This is a genomic window from Variovorax sp. 05L425 (assembly GCF_056397705.1).
In genome coordinates, this window is record NZ_JBFTNY010000010.1 from 174,803 (window position 1) to 193,638 (window position 18,836).

The 18,836-nt window shown below is 65.1% G+C and carries 17 protein-coding genes; 11 read left to right on the plus strand and 6 right to left on the minus strand.

The window, feature by feature from the left end; genetic code table 11:
- Positions 1–20: 20 nt before the first annotated feature.
- The gene (locus tag AC1DN9_RS13985; RefSeq protein WP_478101065.1) at positions 21–707 is read right to left on the minus strand and encodes an ankyrin repeat domain-containing protein; all 687 of its coding nucleotides are present in this window, start codon (positions 705–707) and stop codon (positions 21–23) included.
- 228 nt (positions 708–935) lie between these two features.
- Here AC1DN9_RS13985 and AC1DN9_RS13990 point away from each other — a divergent pair, with 228 nt between their 5' ends.
- The 3 genes from AC1DN9_RS13990 to AC1DN9_RS14000 all read left to right on the plus strand — a co-directional run bounded on the left by AC1DN9_RS13990 (position 936) and on the right by AC1DN9_RS14000 (position 3,911).
- A complete protein-coding gene (locus tag AC1DN9_RS13990; protein ID WP_478101067.1) occupies positions 936–2,672 on the plus strand; it encodes a PQQ-dependent dehydrogenase, methanol/ethanol family in 1,737 nt (578 codons plus the stop codon).
- 122 nt (positions 2,673–2,794) lie between these two features.
- Entirely contained in the window at positions 2,795–3,343 is a 549-nt protein-coding gene (locus tag AC1DN9_RS13995) for a c-type cytochrome (RefSeq protein WP_478101069.1), read from the plus strand.
- Positions 3,315–3,911 (plus strand): cytochrome b, encoded by a 597-nt coding sequence (locus tag AC1DN9_RS14000; RefSeq protein ID WP_478101071.1) that lies wholly within the window; start codon positions 3,315–3,317, stop codon positions 3,909–3,911. Before AC1DN9_RS13995 ends, AC1DN9_RS14000 begins: the two co-directional genes overlap by 29 nt.
- An 11-nt stretch (positions 3,912–3,922) precedes the next feature.
- Here the strand turns inward: AC1DN9_RS14000 and AC1DN9_RS14005 are convergent, their stop codons facing one another.
- Positions 3,923–4,861 carry an RNA polymerase sigma factor gene (locus tag AC1DN9_RS14005; RefSeq protein ID WP_478101073.1) on the minus strand — a complete coding sequence of 313 codons (939 nt, stop codon included), beginning with the start codon at positions 4,859–4,861 and terminating at the stop codon, positions 3,923–3,925.
- Positions 4,842–5,147 carry a hypothetical protein gene (locus tag AC1DN9_RS14010; protein ID WP_478101075.1) on the minus strand — a complete coding sequence of 102 codons (306 nt, stop codon included), beginning with the start codon at positions 5,145–5,147 and terminating at the stop codon, positions 4,842–4,844. The genes AC1DN9_RS14005 and AC1DN9_RS14010 overlap by 20 nt, the downstream gene beginning before the upstream one ends.
- Before the next feature lie 157 nt (positions 5,148–5,304).
- On the opposite strand from AC1DN9_RS14010, the gene AC1DN9_RS14015 reads away from it, so the two are divergent.
- From AC1DN9_RS14015 to AC1DN9_RS14040, 6 genes are all read left to right on the plus strand, one after another.
- The gene (locus tag AC1DN9_RS14015; protein ID WP_478101077.1) at positions 5,305–6,348 is read left to right on the plus strand and encodes an aldo/keto reductase; all 1,044 of its coding nucleotides are present in this window, start codon (positions 5,305–5,307) and stop codon (positions 6,346–6,348) included.
- A gap of 144 nt (positions 6,349–6,492) precedes the next feature.
- Positions 6,493–7,722, plus strand: coding sequence for an ABC transporter substrate-binding protein (locus AC1DN9_RS14020; RefSeq protein WP_478101079.1), 1,230 nt, complete (start codon positions 6,493–6,495; stop codon positions 7,720–7,722).
- A gap of 218 nt (positions 7,723–7,940) precedes the next feature.
- Positions 7,941–8,816 carry a branched-chain amino acid ABC transporter permease gene (locus AC1DN9_RS14025; protein ID WP_478101081.1) on the plus strand — a complete coding sequence of 292 codons (876 nt, stop codon included), beginning with the start codon at positions 7,941–7,943 and terminating at the stop codon, positions 8,814–8,816.
- A 24-nt stretch (positions 8,817–8,840) separates the two neighbouring features.
- A complete protein-coding gene (locus AC1DN9_RS14030; RefSeq protein WP_478101083.1) occupies positions 8,841–10,793 on the plus strand; it encodes a branched-chain amino acid ABC transporter ATP-binding protein/permease in 1,953 nt (650 codons plus the stop codon).
- Between the two features lie 10 nt (positions 10,794–10,803).
- Positions 10,804–11,529 carry an ABC transporter ATP-binding protein gene (locus AC1DN9_RS14035; RefSeq protein ID WP_478101085.1) on the plus strand — a complete coding sequence of 242 codons (726 nt, stop codon included), beginning with the start codon at positions 10,804–10,806 and terminating at the stop codon, positions 11,527–11,529.
- 54 nt (positions 11,530–11,583) lie between these two features.
- Positions 11,584–12,540 (plus strand): hypothetical protein, encoded by a 957-nt coding sequence (locus AC1DN9_RS14040; RefSeq protein WP_478101087.1) that lies wholly within the window; start codon positions 11,584–11,586, stop codon positions 12,538–12,540.
- 112 nt (positions 12,541–12,652) lie between these two features.
- Here the strand turns inward: AC1DN9_RS14040 and AC1DN9_RS14045 are convergent, their stop codons facing one another.
- Together AC1DN9_RS14045 and AC1DN9_RS14050 are read right to left on the minus strand one after the other, a co-directional pair.
- Entirely contained in the window at positions 12,653–13,831 is a 1,179-nt protein-coding gene (locus AC1DN9_RS14045; protein WP_478101089.1) for a restriction endonuclease subunit S, read from the minus strand.
- Entirely contained in the window at positions 13,828–15,495 is a 1,668-nt protein-coding gene (locus AC1DN9_RS14050; protein WP_478101091.1) for an HsdM family class I SAM-dependent methyltransferase, read from the minus strand. Before AC1DN9_RS14050 ends, AC1DN9_RS14045 begins: the two co-directional genes overlap by 4 nt.
- A gap of 110 nt (positions 15,496–15,605) precedes the next feature.
- Here AC1DN9_RS14050 and AC1DN9_RS14055 point away from each other — a divergent pair, with 110 nt between their 5' ends.
- Entirely contained in the window at positions 15,606–16,538 is a 933-nt protein-coding gene (locus AC1DN9_RS14055; protein ID WP_478101093.1) for a M14 family metallopeptidase, read from the plus strand.
- Positions 16,539–16,551: 13 nt separating this feature from the next.
- Here AC1DN9_RS14055 and AC1DN9_RS14060 read toward each other — a convergent pair whose 3' ends face one another.
- Entirely contained in the window at positions 16,552–18,357 is a 1,806-nt protein-coding gene (locus AC1DN9_RS14060; protein WP_478101095.1) for a glutamine--tRNA ligase/YqeY domain fusion protein, read from the minus strand.
- A gap of 135 nt (positions 18,358–18,492) precedes the next feature.
- Here AC1DN9_RS14060 and AC1DN9_RS14065 point away from each other — a divergent pair, with 135 nt between their 5' ends.
- The gene (locus AC1DN9_RS14065) at positions 18,493–18,813 is read left to right on the plus strand and encodes a hypothetical protein (protein WP_478101097.1); all 321 of its coding nucleotides are present in this window, start codon (positions 18,493–18,495) and stop codon (positions 18,811–18,813) included.
- The last annotated feature ends 23 nt before the right edge of the window (positions 18,814–18,836 follow it).

The following is an 18,836-nucleotide window of genomic DNA, read 5'->3' on the forward strand; positions in this document are numbered from 1 at the left end:
CAGGCGCCAGACCTCTCGGCTCAGCGCAACCCTGCTTCTTGCGCCACGGTCCCCTGGCCCGCCCCACGCGCGATCTCGATCGCCGTCAGCCCGCGGTCATCGCGCATCTCGGGCTTTGCCCCGCGCGTGAGCAGCAGCCGCACCACATCGGGATGGCCTTGCCCCGCGGCCCACATCAGCAGCGTCAGGTTGTGTTCGTAGGTGGCGTTCACGTCGATGCCTGACGCAAGCAGTGCATCGAGTGCCGCCGCGTTGCCCTGGCCTGCCGCATAGATCGGCGCCGACTTGTTCATGCGATCCACCGCATCGGCGCGCGCACCGGCCGCCAGCAGGCGCTTCACGAGTTCGGCGTTGCCGCTGTAACTGGCTGCCATCAGCGGCGTGACGTGATCGACGGAGGCCAGGTTCACATCCGCCTTTGCATCGATCAGCACGATCCCCAACTCGGCGTTGCCCTTCTCGCAGGCGATGAAGAGCGGTGTCTTGCCGACACGGTTGCGCGAGTCGATGACGGCGCCCTGTGCAAGCAACTGCTTCACGCGCTCGACCTGACCCTGGCGCGCGGCCACGAGCAACTGGGCATTGGGACTGGGGTCGGTCTCGGGCTGGGCGGCCGTATCGCGTGGCGAGGCCAAAACCATCAGCGCGCAGGTCCACGACATCAGCGCGAACAGCGCGTGCGAGCGCAACGAGGCGGGTCGATTCATGGGTCCGATCTCCAACGGCGATTGCTGCGGTGCACCGAAAAAATCTTCTATTCAGTGGACCTGAATGTGGCTACGCTTGCAAGCGAGGCGGGGCAGGTCCCTCTCTTCAGGGGCCGGGATCTGCCGCGGTCGCGCATCCACCCTCGCGCCGCTCTGTGCCTTGCGACACCGGTTCCCGGGTCGCCGCGGTGGCATAAAAAGGCATAACAACGCCTGAGGAGACCCGCGATGTTCAAGCAGACCAGGTTCGCGCGCGCGTGGCGCCGTGTGTACGTTGCAGGGCCGGTCATCGGCCTGATCTCGACTGCCGCGCTCGGGCAGGCGGAGAACGCAGGCCAGGCGGCGGCCACGGGCGCGCCGGTGCCGAAGACGATCTCGGTGTCGCAGCAGCAGCTCGACACGGCGGACAAGGGCTCGTCCAACTTCCTGCAGTCGAACATGAGCTATGCACAGACGCGGTTCTATCCGGCGTCGCAGATCAACACGGGCAACGTCGCCAAGCTGCGGCCGGCCTTCACCTTCCAGACGGAGGTGCTCGAATCGATGGAGACCGCGCCCATCGTCGTCGACGGCGTGATGTTCATCACCACCTCCTACAACCATGTGTATGCGCTCGATGCCGCGACCGGCAAGGAGTTCTGGCACTACAAGCACAAGATGGGTCCGGTCACGACCTTCTGCTGCGGACCCAACAACCGCGGCGTCGCGATCATGGGCGACAAGCTCTACATGGGCACGCTCGACGCGAAGCTCCTCGCACTCGACGCGAAGACCGGCAAGGTGCTGTGGTCCACGCAGATCGGCGACCCTGAAGCGGGCTATTCGGAGACCATGGCGCCAGTGGCCGTCAACGGCAAGGTGCTCATCGGCACCAACGGCGGCGAATACGGCATTCGCGGCTACGTGAAGGCCTTCGATGCGAACGACGGCAAGCTGCTCTGGACCTTCGACACCGTGCCCGAGAAGGGCAGCGAAGGCGTGTGGGCCACCAAGGACGCGACCCAGCGCGACCTGCACCGCAACATCGATGCAGAGAAAGCCCAGCTCGCCAAGGGCGGCGACTTCTACAAGACGCTCGGCGGCGGCGTCTGGATGGCACCGGCGATCGACAAGGAAACCAACACCGCGTTCTTCGTCGTCGGCAATCCGAGCCCCGACCTCTATGGCGCGGAGCGGCCCGGCGACAACCTCTACACCGACTCGATGGTGGCCGTGGACCTGAACACCGGCGCCTACAAGTGGCACTACCAGTACGTGCCGCACGATGTGTGGGACCTCGATGCCGTGTCGCCCGTGATCCTGACCGATGCGAAAGGCAAGGACGGCCAGATGCACAAGGTGGCCATCCACGGCGGCAAGACGGGGCACATCTATGTGCACGATCGCGCCACCGGCGAGCTGATCCGCTTCAGCGAGGCGATGATCCCGCAGGAGAACATGTGGGTGCTGCCGACCAAGGACGGTGCGCGCATGCTGCCCGGCGCCAACGGCGGTGTCGAGTGGAGCCCCATGGCGGTCAACCCGAAGCTGCGGCTGGCCTATGCCGCCAACCTGCACCAGCCCATGACCTACCACGTCGAGGAGGCCAAGTACCCAGGCGGCAAGCTGTGGCTCGGCGGCGCCTTCAAGGTGATTCCGTCTGAGAAGCAATGGGGACGGCTCGCGGCGGTCAACATCGACACCGGCAAGATGGCGTGGAAGTTCGACACTGAACAGCCGCTCATCGGCGGCGTGCTGGCCACGGGCGGCAATCTGGTCTTCAACGGCGAAGGCAACGGGCTCTTCCGTGCGTTCGACGCCAAGACCGGCAAGAAGCTGTGGGAGTACCAGTGCGGGGCCGGCGTGAATGCGCCGCCCGTGTCGTACACGACCGGTGGCAAGCAATACATCGCCGTGGCTGCGGGTGGAAATACGCAATTGGACTTCAAGCGCGGCAACTCGGTCATGGTGTTCGCATTGCAGTGACACCCACCCCCGTTGCTTGCTCACTTCGTGTAGCCGCCTCCCCCCTCAAGGGGGCAACACCAGCGGCCCGGCAAAGCCGGTTCCGCGGTGTTTCCCGAACGGGCATCGCTGCGCTGGCCGGTGTGGCCGTCTCGCTGCTGGTCTGCGGCGGCGCGAATGCGCAGCAGGCAGCGGCGCCCGCGAAGGCGGCGGCCTGCGCGGCATGCCACGGTGCGAATGGGCAACCCATCCTGCCCGTCTATCCGATCATCGCGGGGCAGACCTCGCGCTACCTCTACCTGCAACTGCGCGACTTCCAGGAAGGGCGGCGGTCGAACGAACTCATGACGCCGATGGTCGCGGGTCTGACACGCGACGAAATGCACGAACTGTCGGATTACTTCGCGGCGCAGAAGCCGCCGCCCCAGCGCTTCGTGCCCGATGCAGCGAAAGTGAAGCTGGGCCGGGCGAAGTCCGAGGAGACGCTCTGCACCATGTGCCACCTGGGGGGCTTCGCGGGCCAGAATGAAGTGCCTCGCGTAGCGGGCCAGAACCATGACTACATCGTCAAGCAGCTCACCGACTTCAAGGAGAGGCGCCGCACCAACGACGCCGGCACCATGACCAGCGTGGCGAATACGATGAGCGCGCAGGATATCGAGAATGTCGCGCACTTCCTCGCGGGCCTCTGAGAACCCGACACCGAAGATGCCGGGCACGCCCGGCACGGAAGCGCTCTTGCGCTACACCCGCGTGGCCGTCTTGCTCCACTGGTTGATTGCGCTGGCGCTGTTCGGGCAGATCGCATTCGGTTTTCTGCTGGACGACATCGCGCCACGCGACACGCCTGCGCGCTCTGCCGTGGTCAACCTGCACAAATCCTTCGGCATCGTGCTGGGCGTGCTCATCATCGCGCGGCTGGCCTGGCGGCTTTCGCATGCGCCGCCGCCATGGCCGGCCTCCATGACGATCGGCACGCGCCGGGCCGCCCGGGCGGTGCACATCGCGCTGTATGTGTGCATGGTCGTGATGCCGCTGTCGGGCTATGTCGGGTCGAACTTCAACCGGTTCGGTATCACCTTTTTCGGGTTCCAATGGCCGCCGTGGGGGCCGCCGTTGCCTGCTGTCTATGACTTTCTGGGGCTCGTGCATGGCGTGACGGCCTTCGTGCTCTGCACCCTCATCGTGGGCCACGTGCTCGCGGCGCTGAAACACGCCTGGATCGACCGCGACCATGTCTTTTCGCGGATGTGGATGTAGCGAGGCCGCGTTCAGTCCGCGAGTTCCATCGCGGCTTCCTCGGCGATGTACGCCACGTGGCGGAAATCCCGGATCAGGCTCACGCGGCCGTCGCGCCATTGCAATTCCATGAAGTAGCCCGGGCGCGTCGCGTCGGGCGCGCGCATGACGGCCAGCACCTCGCGTCCTTCGAGCCATGCCGGCACCAACCGCCAGTCGTCCTGGCGGCTGTAGTTCGTGTAGTAGATCTCGACCTCACGCCGGCCCGCCGCCTTGCGTCGCGAGACGAGGTCGAGGCGGACTTCATCGGCCAGCATTGCGCGGACGCCGTCCCAGTCACGGGCGTTGAACAGATCCGCATAGCGGCGCAGCGCCGGCGAGATGGCGGGCGACGCGCGAGGCGAAGGCGCGTCGGTCGTCGCTTCGGACAACTGGCGCAGCAGCGTCCGCCCCCGGTGCAGCGCTGCCTTGACGGCCGGCACGCTCAGCTCCAACTCGGCGGAGATTTCCTCCAGCGAATGTTCGAGCACGTCCTTGAGGATCACGCATCCGCGCTGCGCCGGCGCGAGTTGCAGGAAGCACGAGAGCGCCGCACGCACGGCCTGGTGGCGCGCGAGCGCGTTATCGGGTTCGTGCGCTTCGTCGTCGGCGATGCCGAGCACCGATTCGATCGGCTCGGCCATCCGGTGCGCATCGCGCCGCCAATGGTCGATCGCGCGGTTGTGCGCGATGCGAAACAGCCAGGGTCGCAGGGGCGGCAGTTCCTTCAGTTCCGGGAGCTGGTAGTAGGCGCGCGCGAGCGTGTCCTGCACCACGTCTTCGCCATCGGCGACAGAGCCGGTCATGCGCGTGCAGTAGCGATGCAGGTCGGGCCGGATGTCGTCGACGAGCGCCAGGAACTGGCGCCGGCTCTCCTCGAGCGTGGCGATGATCGCGTTGGCGGGCTCAGGCTCAGTCGCCGAAGAATCCATACGAGCCGATCTCCTTCAGTTGCGTGTTGACCGGCGGCTCTTCGCAGCGATCGCGCACGCCTGCCGTGAATTCCTTGAACACGGGCAATGAGGTCAGCGCGTTGCTGCCATCGGCTTCTTCGTGCGAAACGAGGTGGACGAAGCTCACGCCGTCGTCGAGCCGGAAGGTGGCGTAGCGCAGGCCCTGCGGCTTGAGGCGGTGAAGTTCCTCGTAGACCTTGGCGGCGAGGCGCTCGTTTTCGGCGACGCGGTCAGCCTTGACCTTGTATCGAACCATGTGTTTCACGTTTCAGTCCTTTCACCGGCGGCGCCGGAACCATTCTGTGACAAACACAAGACGTTCGGGCGACCCGAGAGGATGCGGTGCCGGCGCCTGCAGGATTTTCCGCAGACGCCTATGCTCGCGTCCGGTTCTTTCGTTTCGCTTCAGGAGTTGTTTTCCCATGCGTCACCATCCCCTCGGCCGTACTGGCCTCTTCGTGTCCGAGCTGTGCCTCGGCACCATGACCTTCGGCGGCGGCGAAGGCATCTGGGCCCAGATCGGCGACCTGCAGCAGGCCGACGCCGAACGCCTGATCGGCTCGGCCCTCGATGCCGGCATCAATTTCATCGACACCGCCGACGTCTATTCGGGCGGCTTGTCGGAGCAGATCACCGGGCAAGCCCTCAAGAACCTCAAGGTGCCGCGCGAGAACGTGATCGTCGCCACCAAGGTCTTCGGCGAGACCGGGCCCGGCCCGAACGCACGCGGCGCCACGCGCGGCCACATCATGGACGGGGTCAAGGCCAGCCTGAAGCGGCTGCAACTCGACCACATCGACCTCTACCAGATCCATGGCTTCGATCCGGCCACGCCCATCGAGGAGACGGTGCGTGCGCTCGACCAACTGGTGCGCCAGGGCCATGTTCGCCATGTCGGCGTTTCCAACTGGGCCGCGTGGCAGATCGTGAAGGCGCTCGGCGTTGCGGAGCGGTGGGGGCTGTCGCGCTTCGAATCGTTGCAGGCCTACTACACCATCGCGGGGCGCGATCTCGAACGCGAGTTGGTGCCGATGCTGCGCAGCGAAGGCGTCGGCCTGATGGTGTGGAGTCCGCTGGCGGGCGGCCTGCTCAGCGGCAAGTACGGCCGCGACCAGCAGGGCGAGCAGGGCAGTCGTCGCACGGCCTTCGACTTTCCGCCGGTCAACAAGGATCGCGCGTACGACTGCGTCGACGCCATGCGCCCCATCGCGCAGGCACACGGTGTGTCGGTCGCGCAGATCGCGCTGGCGTGGCTGCTGCATCAGCCGCAGGTGACGAGTGTCATCATCGGCGCCAAGCGGCCCGATCAGCTCGCCGACAACATGGCGGCCACCAAGGTCGAATTGAGTGCGGCCGAACTGGCGCAACTCGACGAGGTCAGCCGACTGCCGGCCGAGTACCCGGGGTGGATGTTCGTCCGGCAGGGCGAATACCGCAGAAAACAACTGTCCGATGCGGGACGTTGAGACAGCTGTCCGGGATGCAGCGAATTGGTCTGCGCAAACAGGCCCAATGCGGCCAGTCAGCGTCCATTTAGGGTTGTCACTCTCTTCGGTTTTCCCTCTTGTAGTTATGGTTTAGAAACATTCAGACACTTGGAGATTTTCGACATGCCTTTGAGTTTCAAGCTTCTCGCCGTGGCAGGTGCCATCGCCTTTTCCGCGGGAGCGTTCGCGGCCGATCCGATCAAGATCGGCGTGGACGGACCGTTCACCGGCGGATCGTCCTCGATGGGCGTGAGCATGCGCGACGGCGTCCGCCTGGCCACCGACGAAATCAACAAGGCCGGCGGCGTGCTGGGCCGGCAGATCCAGCTCGTCGAGCGCGACGACGAGGCCAAGAATGAACGGGGCGTGCAGATCGCCCAGGAATTCATCAACAAGGAAAAGGTCGTGGCCGTTGTCGGCTACATCAACACCGGCGTGGCGCTGGCTTCGCAGCGCTTCTTCCAGGACGCCAAGATCCCGGTGCTGAACAACGTGGCGACGGGTTCGATCATCACGCACCAGTTCGACAAGGACCCCGAGAACTACGTCTTCCGCAATTCGGCGCATGACAGCATCCAGGCGCCGATGATCGTCGAGGAAGCGGTCACGCGTCGCGGCTTCAAGAAGGTGGCGATCCTGGCCGACTCGACCAACTACGGCCAGCTCGGCCGCGAGGATCTCGAGAAGGCGCTCAAGGCCAAGGGCATCACGGCGGTGGCGGTCGAGAAGTTCAACATCAAGGACGTCGACATGACGGCCCAGTTGCTGAAGGCCAAGGAAGCCGGCGCCGAGGCGGTGCTGACCTACGGCATCGGCCCCGAGCTTGCGCAGATCGCCAACGGCATGACCAAGCTGGGCTGGAAGGTGCCGATGGTCGGCAGCTGGACCTTGTCGATGGCCAACTTCATCGACAACGCCGGCCCCGGCGGTGACGGCGCGCGCATGCCGCAGACTTTCATCCAGGAGCCGACCACGCCGAAGCGCAAGAGCTTCATCACCAGCTACGTGGCGACCTTCAAGCCGAAGAACAACCGGATCGATTCGCCGGTCTCGGCCGCGCAGGGCTACGACTCGATCTACCTGCTGGCCGCCGCCATGAAGCAGGCCAACAGCACCGAAGGTCCGAAGATCCTGGCCGCGCTGGAAGACCTCAAAGCGCCGGTGGAAGGTGTGGTGACGACCTACAACAAGCCTTTCGCCAAGGGTGATCATGACTCCATCACCGCGAACATCCCGGTGTTCGGCGAGGTCAAGGGTGGTCGAGTGATCTACGCCAGTGCGGACGACATGAAGAATGCGTCGCAGGTGCGCCTCAAGAACAACGCCGCCAACGACGCACTGCTGAAGCCCTGATCTGCGCCTCCATCTCGGCGCCGCCGCGGGATCTTTCCCGCGGCGGCGTCTTTTCATGAGTAATGAACCCACCCCCGTTGCTTGCTCACTGCGTGTAGCCGCCTCCCCCTCAAGGGGGCAACACCGGCGGCCCGGCAAAGCCGGCTCCGCGGTGTTTCCCGAATGGGCGCCGCTTCCTTGGTTAACTGTTCTCACGCGATGCGCCGGGAAAAACTGATATGCAAATCCTGACCCAACTCATCTTCAGCGGTATCGCGCTGGGCATGATCTATGCCGTGATCGCGTTCGGCTACCAGCTGACTTTCGCGACTTCCGACACCCTCAACTTCGGGCAGGGCGACGCGCTGATGCTCGGCGCGCTCGTCGGCCTGACGCTGGTCACGCTGGGCGTGAACTACTGGTTGATGATCCCCATCGTCTGCGTGTTCGGCGCAGTGCAGGGCGCGGTGGTGGAGCGCATCGGCGTGCGGCCCGCGATCAAGATCAAGTCGGAGTTCGGCTGGATCATGTCGACCATCGCGCTCGGCATCATCTTCAAGAACGTGGCCGAGAACGTCTGGGGCCGCGACGACCTGAGGTTCCCTTCGCCGCTGCCGGAAGCGCCGATCAAGTTCCTCAACGCCAACGTGCTGCCGATGGAAATCCTGGTGGTGGTCGGCGCCATCCTGATGATGCTGGCGGTGGAAGTCTTCAACCGCCGCTCGATCTACGGCAAGGCGGTGGTCGCGACCTTCAACGATCGCGATGCGGCCAAGCTGATGGGCATCAACACGGGGCTCGTCATCACCTTCTCGTACGCGCTGTCGTCGCTCACCGCGGCCTTTGCCGGCGTGCTGATCGCTCCGCTCACGCTGACCGGCGCGACCATGGGCGCGGTGCTCGGGCTCAAGGCCTTTGCCGTGGCGATCATCGGCGGGCTGACCAGCGGCATGGGCATCGTGGTGGGCGGGATCATCCTCGGTATCGCCGAGACCACGACCGGGTTCTATCTCAGCACCGGCTACAAGGACGTACCCGGCCTGGTGCTGCTGCTGATCGTGCTGGCCGTGCGGCCCGCGGGCTTGTTCGGCAAGACGGCCATCAAGAAAGTCTGAGCGCGAGGCATCGAAGTCAACACAATGAAAACTGGTCGCTTTCTTCTTGCCATCGCCGGTTTCGCAGCGCTGATGCTGTTCCCGATCGGCATCGACAACCCGTACTACATCCACCTGCTCGAGACCATCATGATCTACGCGATCCTGCTGTTCGGGCTGGACATCGTGGTGGGCTACACCGGGCAGGTGTCGCTCGGCCACGCGGGGCTCTTCGGCCTCGGCGCCTATACCGCCGGCGTGCTGGTCTTCAAGATGGGTGCGCTGCTCATGGTGTCGCTGGTCGCCGCCATCGGCGTCACTGCGGTGTTCGGCGCCATCCTTGCGCTGCCGGCACTGCGGGTGACCGGGCCCTACCTCGCCATGGTCACGCTGGCCTTCGGCACCATCATCCAGATCCTCATCAACGAGATGGGCTTCATCACCGAAGGGCCGATGGGCATCAAGCTCAGCAAGCCGCCGCTCTTCGGCCACAAGCTCGACGAACGCGAGTTCTTCTGGCTCGTGGCGGTGATGCTGGTGCTGTCGCTCATCGTGGTGCACCGCATCCTTCGCTCGCATCTCGGACGCGCCTTCGAGGCGCTGCGCGGCAGCCCGGTGGCGTCGGACTGCATGGGCGTTTCGGTGTACCGCTACAAGGTCTACGCCTTCGTGATCAGCGCCGGCTTTGCCGGCCTGGCGGGCAGCCTGTATGCGTATTCGGAGCAGTACATCTCGCCGAACACCTACAACTTCGAGCTGACGGTGCTGTTCCTGCTGGCCGTGATCATGGGCGGGCGCAAGAGCCGCACCGGTTCGATACTCGGCGCGGCCATCATCGTGCTGCTGCCCAAGCTGCTCGATGACGTGGAGCTGTTCCGCTACGTGTCGGTCGGGCTGGCCGTGCTGGTGATGATCACCGCGGTGGTCGGCATCCAGCGTCAGCGCGTGACGCCGAAGCAGATGGCGATCCCGGTGGCCGGCAGCATCGCGCTCGCCGGACTCGCGTTCTGGCTCGACACCATGACCGACTGGCGACTGTCGATCTTCGGTGTGATCATGCTGTTCGTCGTCTACTACCTGCAGGACGGCATCGTCGGCTTCGTGCGCAACGCGCTCAATCTGCGCCGGCCCAAGGCGCAGGTCGAAGTGGTCGATCAGGCTGCGGCGCCGTCCGATGCGGTGAGTGTCGCGGCATCGGGCAGCGGCGGAGCCGAAGTGCTCCAGGCCGCGGGCGTGCTCATGCAGTTCGGTGGTCTGAAGGCGCTCAACAACGTCGACCTGACCGTGAAGCGCGGATCCATCCATGGCCTGATCGGGCCCAACGGCTCGGGCAAGAGCACGATGATGAACGTGCTGACCGGCATCTACGTGCCCACTGCCGGCAGCATCGAATTCGGCGGGCGCTCGCTGGTCGGGCGCACGTCCGCGGACATCGCGCTGTCGGGCATCGCGCGCACCTTCCAGAACGTGCAGCTCTTCGGCGAGATGACGGCGCAGCAGAACGTGCAGGTCGGCCTGCACCACACTTTCAAGAGCAATCTGTTCGACGTGGCCGTGCACACGCCGCGTTACCGCCGCGAGAACGCCGCGGCGGCCAACCGCGCGCTCGGCTTGCTGAAGTTCGTCGGACTGGAGGAGTTCGCGGCGGAAGAGGCGCGCAACCTGCCTTACGGCAAGCAGCGCCTGCTGGAGATCGCCCGCGCGCTCGCGCTCGACCCGCAACTGCTGCTGCTCGACGAGCCTGCCGCGGGTCTCACGGCGCCGGACATCAAGGAACTGATCGCCATCATCCGCAAGATCCGCGAACATGGCGTGACGGTCATCCTGATCGAACACCACATGGACGTGGTGATGAGCATGTGCGACACCGTCTCGGTGCTCGACTTCGGCCAGAAGATTGCCGAGGGCGGGCCGGCCCAGGTGCAATCGGACGAGAAGGTCATCGAGGCCTATCTCGGCGGACAGGATGCAGCGGAACCTGCCGCGCAGGCCGCGTGAGGATCATCAGATGCTGACCATCCAGAATCTTTCGGCCGGCTACGGCAAGGTGCAGGTACTGCACGGAATTTCGATCGAAGTGCCCAAGGGCAAGGTCGTGACGCTCATCGGCTCCAACGGCGCGGGCAAGACGACGACCATGCGCGCGGTGTCCGGCATGATCCGCGCGACCGGGGGCGAAATCACGCTCAACGGCAAGCGCATCGACGGGCTGGAGTCGTATCACATCGCCAAGCTGGGGCTTGCGCATTCGCCCGAAGGCCGGCGCGTATTCGCGACCATGAGCGTCACCGACAACCTCACGCTGGGCGCGTTCCCGCGGTTGACAGGCAGCCGCCCGCGCGGCGATGTGGCCGCCGATCTTGAGCGGGCGATGGAACTGTTTCCGCGCCTGAAGGAACGCCGCACGCAATTGGCCGGCACCTTGTCGGGCGGCGAGCAGCAGATGCTCGCCATGGCCCGCGCGGTGATGCTGAACCCCGAGGTCGTGCTGCTCGACGAGCCGTCGATGGGCTTGGCGCCCATCCTGGTTGCCGAGGTGTTCCGCATCATCGAGCGGCTCAAGGAGCAGGGCGTGACGATGCTGCTGGTCGAGCAGTTCGCAGCTGCCGCGCTTGGCGTGGCGGACTATGGCTACGTGCTGGAGAACGGGCGAATTTCGTTGCACGGGCCGGCGGAGAAGCTGCGCAACGAGCCGGGGGTGAAGGCGGCGTATCTGGGGGGTGGGCACGGTTGACTCGTACCGCTCACCGCTTGCATAGTCGGCCCCGACAACCAACCGGGATGCGCTATGGACACCAACAGCAACTACCTCGGACACAAGACCGGATTCGGGACGCAAAGCGCGTCTCTCGATTTTGGTGTGGACGTCTTCGGGAATGACACGGGGGTCCGAGGCTCGAGCGATACGGGGCACGGCGTCGTCGGTCGCTCGGAAAGTGCCACCGGTGTTCGCGGTGAGGGCAAGGTCGGCGTACAGGGGAACGGCGTATTGGGGCCAGGTGTCGTGGGTGTCGGCGGCGTCGATGGGGTCGGATACGCGACAGCGGGCGTCATTGGCAGGGGTGCTACCCGACCATCGGGCGATGATGGCGTGAAAGGACCCGGACTGGTCGGTCTCGCCGGGGGCGAAACACCCTTGCCCACCGAGAGGGTCACCGGGAATGTCGGAGTCTTCGGCAAAGGCGCTTCCGGTCAGCCAATACTTGAACATGGGCGTCAGAGTGCAAGTTCGAATCCTGGTCCCGGAGTGGTTGGCATCGGCGGTGCCGCGGACCTTGGAGGCTTCCAGATCAGCGCACCCGGTGTCGTCGGTTTTGCCGGAAGCGTTGCGCGTCCGGACCTGGCTCAGGTGGACATGCTGGCGAACTCCGGTGTCTATGGACTGGGGCCGGTCGGGATGACCGGCGAAGGAGAGATCGGCGTCAAGGGCGTCGGCAGTGGAGACTGCGGCGGCGTCTTTCAGTCCGAAGCGGGGCCACAGATACGGCTGGCTCCATACCGCGCCCACGATCCGAACAACGAGCTATCTCAGGTGGTGCCGGCCGCCGCCATGGTGATCGGCAGACCGCAGGATAGCTTGCCGCCAGTCGGACAAGCCGGCGACCTCATGTCGATCATCGATGGCCATGGTCGTTGCACCCTCTGGTTCTGCGTCCGCGCAAGCATGGAACAACCATTCGACGCCGCCCAATGGGCACAAGTCCTTCTGGGTCCATCGATCAATCACTTTGGGCAGTCCGGATAGGCCGGCACGATATCCGTTGAGAGAGCTTCTCTATCTCGGCAGGGGCAGTCGATCATGAGCCGTATTTCAGCAAATACGGCTCATTTTTTGAGCCGTAATGACGATTTGCGGCTCAGCCGAGCGTGCGCGCCAGCAGCGAATCCAGGGTTTCCTCGGCGCGCTTCAGCATCAACGCCTCGATGGCCTGGGCCGCCGCGGTGGCATCCGCATAGCGTGCGAAGGGGATCTGCTTCTCCATCGGCGGCAGCATCACCGGCAGCGACTTCAGGTCCTGCTGGTTCAGGCTGGCCTGGTTGATCGCGCGCTTGGCGTTGATCTGGAAGTGCCGCCAGGTCCGCCGCGTCTGCAGCGCAGCGAAGATGTATTGCGGCAGCGCGCGCTCGGCGTCGGGCACGAGCCGCATCATGTTCGATTCGAACACCGTCGGCTCGGCCAGCGTGCGGATCAGCACGCTCTTGCCGAGATGCTCCGGGCTGTTGACGCGGTTGACCAGGATGTCTCCTTCCGCCAGCCCGTAGCGCCCGGCTTCGTCTTCCTCGACATGAAGGCGCTTGAGCAATGCGGGCTCGCGGAGTTCGCCGTCGCGAAAGCTGTCGATGCGCACGATCGGCGTGCCGGTGCCGTAGGCCGACTTGTGCTTGTACAGGCCGTTCTGCGGACTGATTTTCAGCAGGCTTCCGAGCGGCACCACAGGCCACTGCTTGGGGTTACGCATCGCGTCGCCGAACACATCGGCGTAGAGCGCCGGCACCATTTGAACGGTTCGCTCGCGGATCTCGCGCCGCAGGCGAATCGCGCTCTGCGCGCACAACAGCAGGTCGACGATGCGACGCTGTTCATTCAGATCGGGCAAGGGCAGCTGCTGGTCGAGGATGCGTGCATCCGACACCGCCGGATACAGCGCGCCCGTGGCCAGCTTGCACACGCCCTGGATGAACTTCCTGGAGCGCACGAAGAAATAGATGTACTCGGGCAGCACGCGCAGTGTCGCGCGCAGCACGCAAAAGGCGGTGCTCGCGACCTCGCCGTCGAGTTCCGGCGGCACCAGCGCCACGGCATTGAGATTCGGGCGGACGGTCGACACCAGCACGTCGCCGGTGCGCATCAGCTTGCGCGCACGGCTCGGCGCCTCGGCGCCCTTCAAGGTGCGCGCACCGGTGATGGTCTTCTTCTTGTTGTCGACGGCGGCGACATCGACATAGGTGAACGGATCGTCGGGCCAGGCGGACGGGTTCATCGTGCCCGTTTTCGCCTCGACCACCTCCCGCAGCGCGACCCGTGGCGCCTTCATTTTTCCCACTCCGTGAGCAGGATTCGCAGCGTTTCCATTTCCTTGGCGAACTCCAGTTCGAGCGCGATGATCTCGTCGACCAGTTCGCGCGGGTTGCGATGCTCGGCTTGCGCTTCGGTCAACGGACGATAGCGTGCCGCCGAGAGATTGAAGTCGTTCGCGCGCAGCGCGGCGGCGTTGGCAAACCACCATTTCTCGTCCCATTCGGCATCGGGCTCGCGCGCCTCCCAACGCGCCAGCGAGGCGTCGCGCTGCGCGTAGGCCTGGGCCAGGCGCGGCAAGTCGTCGGCCTCGACGGGCCTGTCGTGGTTGGCGTCGAGCGCGTAGCCGTCGTCCTCCACATGCAGGAACAGCACGTGCTCGGTGTTGCCGCACTTGCGAAAAAAGAGCACTGATGTCTTCACGCCCGAATAGGGCTGGAACACGCCGCCTGGAAGACTCAGCACCGCATCGACCTGGTTGTTCTCGACGAGCTGCCGGCGCAATTCCTTGTGTGCCGCCGTGGAGCCGAACAGCACGCCTTCCGGCACCACGACAGCGGCGCGGCCCTCGGCGCGCAGGCTGTCCATCATGTACTTGAGGAAGAGCAGTTCGGTGCTGCTGGTGGTGCCGACTCGCACGTCGTCGACGATGCGGTCCTTGTCGACCCGGCCCGAGAAAGGCGGATTCGCCAGCACCACGTGAAAGCCTTCGGGTGGCAGGTCGAGCTCGGTCTTCTTCGCGTCGTCGAGCACCGAGGTCAGCACATTGCGCTGAAGGATGCGAACGTTGGCCAGGCCGCGCAACGTGAGGTTCATCGTCGCCAGGCGGACCATCTTCGGATCGACGTCGTTGCCGAAGAAGGTCTTGTTCTGAAGCGTCGCGAGGTCTTCGGGCGTGAGCCTGTCACCGAGACCGCGCCGCAGGGTCTTGCCCTCGGCTTCGGCCTCCACGACGGCATCGGGCGACGAATGGGCGAGACGGATGTGGTTGTAGGCCGCCACCAGGAAGCCCGCCGTGCCCGCTGCCGGGTCGTAGATGGTCTCGCCGATGGTCGGGTCCACCATCTCGACGATGCCGCGGATGATGTGGCGCGGCGTGCGGAACTGCCCCAGTTCGCCGGCCTGCCTGATCTGGCGCAGCACGTGCTCGAAGAGGTCTCCCTTGGTGTCGGAGTCCGCATCGGCGAGCCCGAGGCCATCCACCAGGTGGACGACCTGCGACAGCACCGTCGGCTCGCTGATGCCGAGGCGCGCCCCGCGCATGAAGTCGTGCGCGCCGGCGGCACCGATTTCGGAGAAGAAGGGGAACACCTCGTCGCGCACGAAGTGCACGAGCGCATCGCCCGTCAGCTCGTTCGCCCAGGCCGACCAGCGAAACCGTGCGCGCGGGATGGCGGGCGTGCCGGTCTGCAGCACGGTGGCCGTCAGGACGCCCTCGTGGGCCGAGGGCAGGGAGGCGTTCGAGGGGTTCCTCAGGATCCAGTCGCCGCTGAACATGCTCGTGTAGGGCTCGTTCAGCGTCTTCGCGCGCATGGCGTTTTCGTCGTCGATGGTCTCCAGGAGATAGAAGAAAAACAGGAACGACAGCTGTTCCGCGTTGCTGACAGGATCGGGGTAACCGCCGCCAAAGAGGTAGTCGCGAATCTGGTCGATCGACCGTCGCATTTCAGCGGTCAAGGGCATGGGGACAGGGCTTGGGCGATGCGCATGGTGAGCCCACGAGTCTAAGAGGCAAATTGGAGGAAACTCCGGGGACCCGGCGGATGCCGACATGTTCCGAGAAACCCAGCCTCATGACCCAGGATCTCCCCGAGTTCGAAGTGCTCCCCCGGGACATTTCCGCCTACCGCCAAGGCAACGCAGGCATCGACTACGTCCACCGCTTCGAGTCCGGCAAGCCCGGCCCGCACGTACTGATCAACGCCTTGACCCACGGCAACGAGATCTGCGGCATGGTCGCTGCGACCCATCTGCTCGACACGGGCGTCAGGCCGAAGATCGGCACGCTGACGGTGAGCTTCGCGCACGTGGAGGCCTACAACGCCTTCGCGCCGGAACGGCCCTACGACAACCGCCAGATCGTGCACAACCTGAACCGGGTGTGGTCCGACGAATGGCTCGACGGGCCGGAGGACAGCCCCGAATTGCGCCGTGCCCGCGAACTGCGTCCTGTCGTCGCGGCGGCGGATCACATCCTGGACATCCACTCGACCAGCCAGGACGTGGTGCCTTTCTGGGTCTACCCGGCTTTCGAGCGCAATGCCAGGGTGGCGATGGCCATCGGGCTGCCGCCTGTGCACCTGGTGATGCCGAGCGGGCTGGGTTCGGGCACGCCGCTGATCCAGCACGGCCAACATGCGGGGGAGAACGCGCCGGGCGCTGCGATGGTGGTCGAGTGCGGCCAGCACTTCAAGCAGGCGGCGGCCGATCTCGCGACCGAGGTGGCCCTGCGCTTCCTGGCGAATTTCGGGCTGATCGAGAGAGGCCCCATCCCCGCACCCGAGCCGCAGCGACGCTTCGAGCTGCTGCAGACGCACGTCATCCAATCGGAAGACTTCCGCTTCGTGCGGCCACTGATCGGCTTCGAGACTTTCGCGAAGGGCGAGCTGATCGCGACCAATGGCCCGGACGAGATTCGCGCGCCGTGCGATGAATGCACGGTGTTCATGCCCGCGCAGCGCGCGATCGTGGGGCGAGAGGCTGTCTACCTGACGAAGCCTCTCTGACGCTCTGAGCAGGCTACTTGCCCCAACTGTCCCGCATTCCGGCAGTGCGGTTGAACACGCGCCCGCCCGACGCGTTTCCGCGAGCGTCCAGCACGAAGTAGCCGTGACGCTCGAACTGGTAGGGCGCATCTTGCGCCGCGCCGGCGAGTGAGGGCCCTGCATACGCCTGGGTCGTGAGCAGGCTGGCGCTGTTGAGTTCTTCGAGCAGTTCGCCGCTGCCCGGCTGGGATGCCGCGAACAGCCGCTCGTAGAGCCGAACCTCGACCGGAACGGCGTCAGCGACCGCGACCCAGGTGATGTTGCCCTTGACCTTGATGGCATCGGCGCCCGGTGTGCCGCTCTTGGTGTCAGGCACCAGCTTGGCCTGCACTTCGACCAGGGTGCCTTCCGCATCGCGCGTGCCGCCGGTGCATTCGATCACGTGCCCATACTTGAGCCGCACCTTGTTGCCGGGGAACAGCCGGAAGAAGCCCTTGGGCTGTACGTCTTCATAGTCCGTGCGCTCGATCCAAACTTCGCGACCCAGCTTGAAGTCACGACGACCCATCTCGGGGTGATGCGGATGCACGGGCGCCGAGCAGTCGTCGAGGACGTCGTCGCCGCCCATCAGTTCGCCCCAGTTGCTGATGACCAGCTTGACCGGATCGAGCACCACCATGGCGCGCGGCGCGATCGGGTCCAGCGTGTCGCGCAGTGCGGCTTCGAGGCTGGCGTAGTCGATCCATCCGCCCGACTTGGTCACGCCCGAGCGTTCGCAGAACAGCTTGAGCGCCTCCGGCGTGTAGCCGCGGCGGCGCAGGCCGGCGAGGGTGGGCATGCGGGGGTCGTCCCAGCCGTCGACGTGGCCTTCCTCGACCAACTGGCGCAGCTTGCGCTTGCTGGTGATGACATGGGTGACGTTGAGTCGCGCGAATTCATACTGCCGCGGATGCGGCGTGGCGATCAGCCCGCCTTCGGCGAGGCGGTCGAGCAGCCAGTCATAGAAGGGCCGCTGGTCTTCGAATTCCAGCGTGCAGATGCTGTGGGTGATCTGCTCCAGCGCGTCCTCGATCGGGTGCGCGAAGGTGTACATCGGGTAGATGCACCACTTGTCGCCCGTGTTGTGGTGCGTCGCGCGGCGAATGCGGTAGAGCGCCGGGTCGCGCATGTTGATGTTGGGGCTCGCCATGTCGATCTTGGCGCGCAGCACCGCGGCGCCGTCTTCCAGTCGGCCGTCGCGCATGGCGCGGAAGCGCAGAAGGTTCTGCTCGGGGGTGCGGGCGCGGAAGGGGCTGTCGGTGCCGGGGGTGTTGAAGTCGCCGCGGGTGGCGCGGATTTCTTCGGCGCTCTGTTCGTCGACGTAAGCGAGGCCGGCGCCGACGAGGTATTCGGCCGCGCGGTACATGAAGTCGAAGTAGTTGCTCGCGAAATACACGTGATCGTTGGTCGCCCCGGGATGGGCCGGATCGTCGGTGAGCGTCGTGCTGTAGCCCATCCACCTCACGGCGTCACGGATGGCGTCGACGTATTCCTGTTCTTCCTTCTCGGGATTCGTGTCGTCGAAGCGCAGGTGGCACACGCCGCCGTATTCCTTCGCGAGTTCGAAGTTGAGCCAGATGCTCTTGGCGTGGCCGATGTGCAGGTAGCCGTTGGGTTCTGGAGGAAAACGCATGCGGACCTTGGCCGGGTCCTGCATGCCTTGGGCATGATGTGCGGCATCGCCAGGGGTGCCGCCCCACTGGCGGCTGGAATAATTGCCCTGTTCGAGGTCGTTTTCGATCACGTGGCGCAGGAAATTGCTAGGCTTGGCGGCGTCGTTGTCGGCTGCAGGGGAAGTCATCCGCTCATTCTAGGTGGCGCTCTGCAGGCGTTACTTTTGGCAACCTTCTTCACAGAGCGGCGTACACCAGATTGACACTTGCCGCGTTCAATACAGACATGGGCGGTCAACGCCCCTTCAACAGGAGATCCAGACATGAATATGACCCGATCCACTCTCTATCAATGGGCTGCCGTCGGCGCGGTGGCTGCGGGCGCACTTTTGGGCGCGGCTTCGGCCAACGCAGCTGCATGGTCGGTCGGGGTCAGCGTCCCAGGAGTCGCGGTCGGTGTTGCGTCGCCGCAACCGTATTACGCCCCGCCGCCGGTCTACTACGCACCGGCCCCGGCGTATGTCGCGCCTGCTCCGGTGTATTACCGGCCCGCTCCGGTGTACGTTGCGCCACCACCCGTCTATTACCGTCCGGTACCCGGGTACTACCACCGTTACCACCACGGGCCTTACTACCGCTATTGAGCGGCAGGCCATCAGTCATTTGC